This window comes from Actibacterium sp. (genome assembly GCF_041584535.1).
GTDB lineage: Bacteria > Pseudomonadota > Alphaproteobacteria > Rhodobacterales > Rhodobacteraceae > Actibacterium_D.
This window is the reverse complement of the sequence record NZ_JBFHDW010000235.1, coordinates 1-4204: the sequence shown is the minus strand read 5'-3', so window position 1 is coordinate 4204 and position 4204 is coordinate 1. Positions and strand designations below refer to the sequence as shown.

Here is a 4204-nt window from a genome sequence, read left to right as displayed (position 1 = left end):
CCCCGCGCGCAAGTTTCAGGTAGGCCACGTCGCCGCGAATTTCTGTCGAGATGACTTCGTAGTTTGTTTTCATTGGTTTGTTCCTACTGGCACGGTTTCGGATTCGGATTCGGGCGTGATGACAACTACCTGCGGCGGGTCCTGATACAGGGCCGCAACCGCGTCCTGACGGGTGGCAAGGGTCTTGCGCTGGCTGACATAGCCTTTGTCGGTGATCTCGCCCGCATCCATCGAAAGCGGCTCGGCCATCAGGATGATCCGGGCCACGCGCATGCTGCTGGCGGGGTTGACGGCATTATAGGCCGCAAGTTTCCGGGCGAAGGCCGCGCGCAATTGCGGTTTCTTCAACAGCGCCTCGACCGAACAGACCTGATCGCCGACAAGCTGACGGCAGGCCGGAAGGTTCGGCCAGACCAGCAAGCCGACATAGGCCTGATCCTGCCCGGTCACCACCGCGTCCAGCGCCAACGGTGCCATCGCATCGACGGCTTTCACCCGCAGCGCGCCGGTGCGCACAAAGGTGCCCGATTGCAGCTTGAATTCCTCGCTGACACGACCGGCAAAGCGAAAGCCTTCTTCGGGCCGGGCGCGATCGACGAAAACCGCCGCGTCGCCCATCTTGAAAAAACCCTCGTCGTCAAACGCGGCTTCGGTCAGTTCCGGGCGTTTCAGATAGCCGGGGGTGATGCCCGGGCTGCGGACGCGAACCTCATAGCGTTCGGCGTCCAGCGGGATCAGTTTGACATCGCATCCGGGCAGCGGCAGGCCGATCAGCCCGGTCTCGTCCGTGGTCCAATACACATACATCGCGGACGGCCCGGTCTCGGTCGCGCCGAACCCCGACAGGAAGGAAATCTTGCGGCCGGTGTATTTCACCGCCAGCGCCTGAAAGCGGTTATAAGTGTCATCCGCCAGACGCGCGCCGCCGTAACCGACGAAAATCAGATCGCGGAAAAAGGTCTTGGCCAGTTCCTCGTCCTTTTCCATCGCCTCGGCCAGCATGTGAAACCCGGTCGGCACATTGGCGAAACGCGAGGTCGAGATTTCCCGCAGATTGCGCAGGGATTCGGCAATGCCGTCCGCTGTCGGCGCGCCGCCGTCGATATACAGCGTCCCGCCCTTGACCAGCGTCATGCCAAAAACCGAGTTCCCCCCCATGACATGGTGCCACGGCAGCCAGTCGACGGTGCAATGCGGGGGATTGTCCAACTCCAGATCAATCGCCTGATCGGCCATGGCGATATTCGCGCACAGCATTCGCTGGGTGGTGATGACCGCCTTGGATTCATTGGTCGACCCCGAGGTGAACATGTATTTCGCCACGGTATCATGGGTGATCTGGGCGATGGAGTGCTCAACCGCCTGCGTCGGTTCCCGCGCGGCCAGATCGTCAAAGCGCAGGGCGTCGATCCCCTTGGCCAAGCCGGTGGCGCAGATCACGGTGACCTTCGACAGATCGAAAACGCGCACGGCCTGCTCGAACTGGGCAAGGTCCTGAACAAAGACCACCGCAGGTTCCAGAAGGTCGATAATGCCCCGCAGCTTGAGAAAATCCTTGCTGCGCAGCGAATAGGGCGGCGCGATCGGGGCGACGGGCATGCGTGCCTGCATCGCGGCCATGCTGATCAGCCCGTGTTCGATGCTGTTGCCGCTGAGGATCATCAGGGATTGTCCGGCGGCGTTCAGCTCCAGCAGGGCCTCGGTGAGGCCATCAATCGCACGGCGGGCCTGCGCATAGCTGACACGGCGCCAGTCGGCGTCGGGCGCAGGGCGCTTGGCCAACCAAGTGCGGTCTGGATTGCGCTCGGCGGCACGGCGGAACAGGGCCGGCAAATGTTTTTCCAAAGGTCGAAGCGGTGTCGCGTTCTTCACGATCAACACGCCGTCGTCACGCGTTTCGATATCGATGTTTCGATCGATAAACGGAACCGGAATAAAGGGCACGTCAGCGGGAGTCATGAATTCTTCGTCCTTTGGCGAGAGGATCAGATCGGGGAAAAGAGGGCCCGGAGGGCGGGCGCCATGTGCTGGCGCCCGCGATTTTTTAAGGTCAGTCTTTCCAGCCAAGGATCGCCGGGGTCGATCCAAAGCTTTCGAACAAGCTGAACTGAGTGAACAGCACGTCGCCACGCGGCGCCGCATCGACGCTGACGTCGCTGGTATGCAGGATCACCGCAGGATCGCGCGAGATCGGCAGGATATAGGCTTCGTCCTGAACCAGATCCAGAGTCTCGCGGAACAGCGCGGCGCGCTTGTCTTCGTCGAGAACAGAGTTGGATTCAGCCGTCATCGCCGGCAGGCGCGGGTCGCCGTAATAGTCACGATCAGGCGACGAGAAGAAGAAGTCCACGACCACGCCGGTATCCGGCAGACCACCGTAGGGATAGCTGGAAACCAAGGCCTGAAGACCACCCTCGACCTGCTTTTTACGATAGGCGCCCAAGGTCAGCGCATCGACGCTGGCCCGGATACCCACAGCACGCAGATAACCGACAACGGCCTCGGCGATCGGACGCGACGGACCCCAGGTCGAAACCTGCAGATCGAAGCCATCGGCATAGCCCGCTTCGGCCAGCAGTTTCTTGGACAGTTCGGGATCAAACGCCTGCGGCGTGCCGCCATCCGGGCAACCGACCTGATAGGGCAGGCACAGACGCTTCAGCTCGTCCACGGCGGTGCCGCCCGAGATGATGTTGTTGCGGATCGCGTCACGGTCGATGGCGTGGAAAACCGCCTTGCGCACGCGCGGATCGGCAAAGGCCGCAAGACCCGAGCGACCGGCTGCATCCAGATACATATACTGCACCAGCATGTCCGGGATCACCGAAGCCTCGAAACCCTTCATCTTGGTCAGCGTCGCAACCTGATCGGGCGACGAGGCCACGATCACGTCAAGACCACCGGCCATCATTTCAGCAATCTGGGTCTGACGATCGGGGATCGGGCGGAACACGATCTTCTTGAATTCCGGAAGCGGGCCCAGTTGGTAATCGTCCCAGCGCTCCATCACGATGCCGGTCGATTCATCGAAGGACACCACGCGATACGGACCCGAGCCAATCGGCGCACGGCCCCAGGCTGCATAGTCAGCGCCCAGTTTTTCGTGGCTGTCCGACGGGTAGATCGGCACACCGACCATCCGCGCCAGCAGCAGCGGGAACGCGCCTTTGGTGGAGATCCGCACGGTCAGCGGATCAACGGCTTCGGCGCCGGCAAAGGCCGAATAGCGCGATTTCAGACGAAAGCGCGTTTCGGGGTTGGCGATAAAGTTGACAGTATAGGCAACATCCTCGGCATCCAGAGCCGAACCATCCTGAAACACCAGACCCGAGCGCAGCTTGAATTCCATCACTTCATCGCTGATCCGGGTCCAGCTTTCGGCGATCACGCCCTGATAGCTTTGGGTTTTGGTGTCATAGGCAATCAGCGGATTGAACACCGCGTTTGCCGTCATTGCCACCTCGGGGCCCGGCCCCATATAGATATCGACCGCCTCGACCGGCGTCGCCAACGCAACCGTCAGCGTGCCATCCTTGGCTCCGGCCAGCACTGGCGATGCCAGCAAACACATTGCACCAGCGGCGCATATTTTCTTGGACCAGTGTCTCATCGCACTCCCCTATGTTGGTGCGCGCGGCATGGGTCGCCACGCACGTTTCCCTGCATCTGTTGCCAGCAAGGTTGGCCTATCCGGCAGTCATTGTCCCGAAAACACCGCCGCGACCTGGCGCGCCGGAATCTCCCGAGAATCGAAATAACGACGGATTGCGGCCCAAATGGGCGAACTGGCTCCTCCCAGAAACGCTCTCCCACGATCCTTCGATTCTAGATCGCCGTTCCCACAGGTGGAATTTAAGATAAGGCTACCTTACTGTCAAGCTGGAAACCGGCGACTGAAGCCGTGGCTTTCCGGCGTCTCGGCGTTTCCGAGAGCCGATATCGCCGCAGTCGGGCAATTTTCCTTTCCCTAGGGAAACAAGGTGATTTATTCCACGCGAACATTGCGTTAGTGGTTATCCAATGAATTTTGACCAGCCCGAGGCCACGCCGCCATCTCGGTGCGACTGATGAACTTTGGCTCGCAATACCCGGAAGGCCTCGACAGCTAAGCGTGCGAGCCACGGAACAGAGGGCCGATACATGACAGAGACCTTACCGACACAAGACCAGAGCCTTGAAAAGGCCGCGCGGCCACGGCTGTTCT

Annotated in this window: 2 protein-coding genes; both read right to left on the bottom strand. The window is 60.8% G+C overall.

Features of this window, described 5'->3' with window-relative positions:
* Window positions 1–69: 69 nt before the first annotated feature.
* Window positions 70–1959 carry an AMP-binding protein gene (locus ABYW26_RS11305; RefSeq protein WP_372604982.1) on the bottom strand — a complete coding sequence of 630 codons (1890 nt, stop codon included), beginning with the start codon at window positions 1957–1959 and terminating at the stop codon, window positions 70–72.
* Between the two features lie 91 nt (window positions 1960–2050).
* On the bottom strand, window positions 2051–3565 hold the full coding sequence (locus tag ABYW26_RS11300) for an ABC transporter substrate-binding protein (RefSeq protein WP_372604981.1): 1515 nt from the start codon (window positions 3563–3565) through the stop codon (window positions 2051–2053).
* Between the last annotated feature and the right edge of the window lie 639 nt (window positions 3566–4204).

What these genes read in the sequence shown, in the direction of transcription:
- ABYW26_RS11305 (WP_372604982.1), bottom strand. Translation starts at nt 1,959, where the DNA reads ATGACTCCCGCTGACGTGCCCTTTATTCCGGTTCCGTTTATCGATCGA.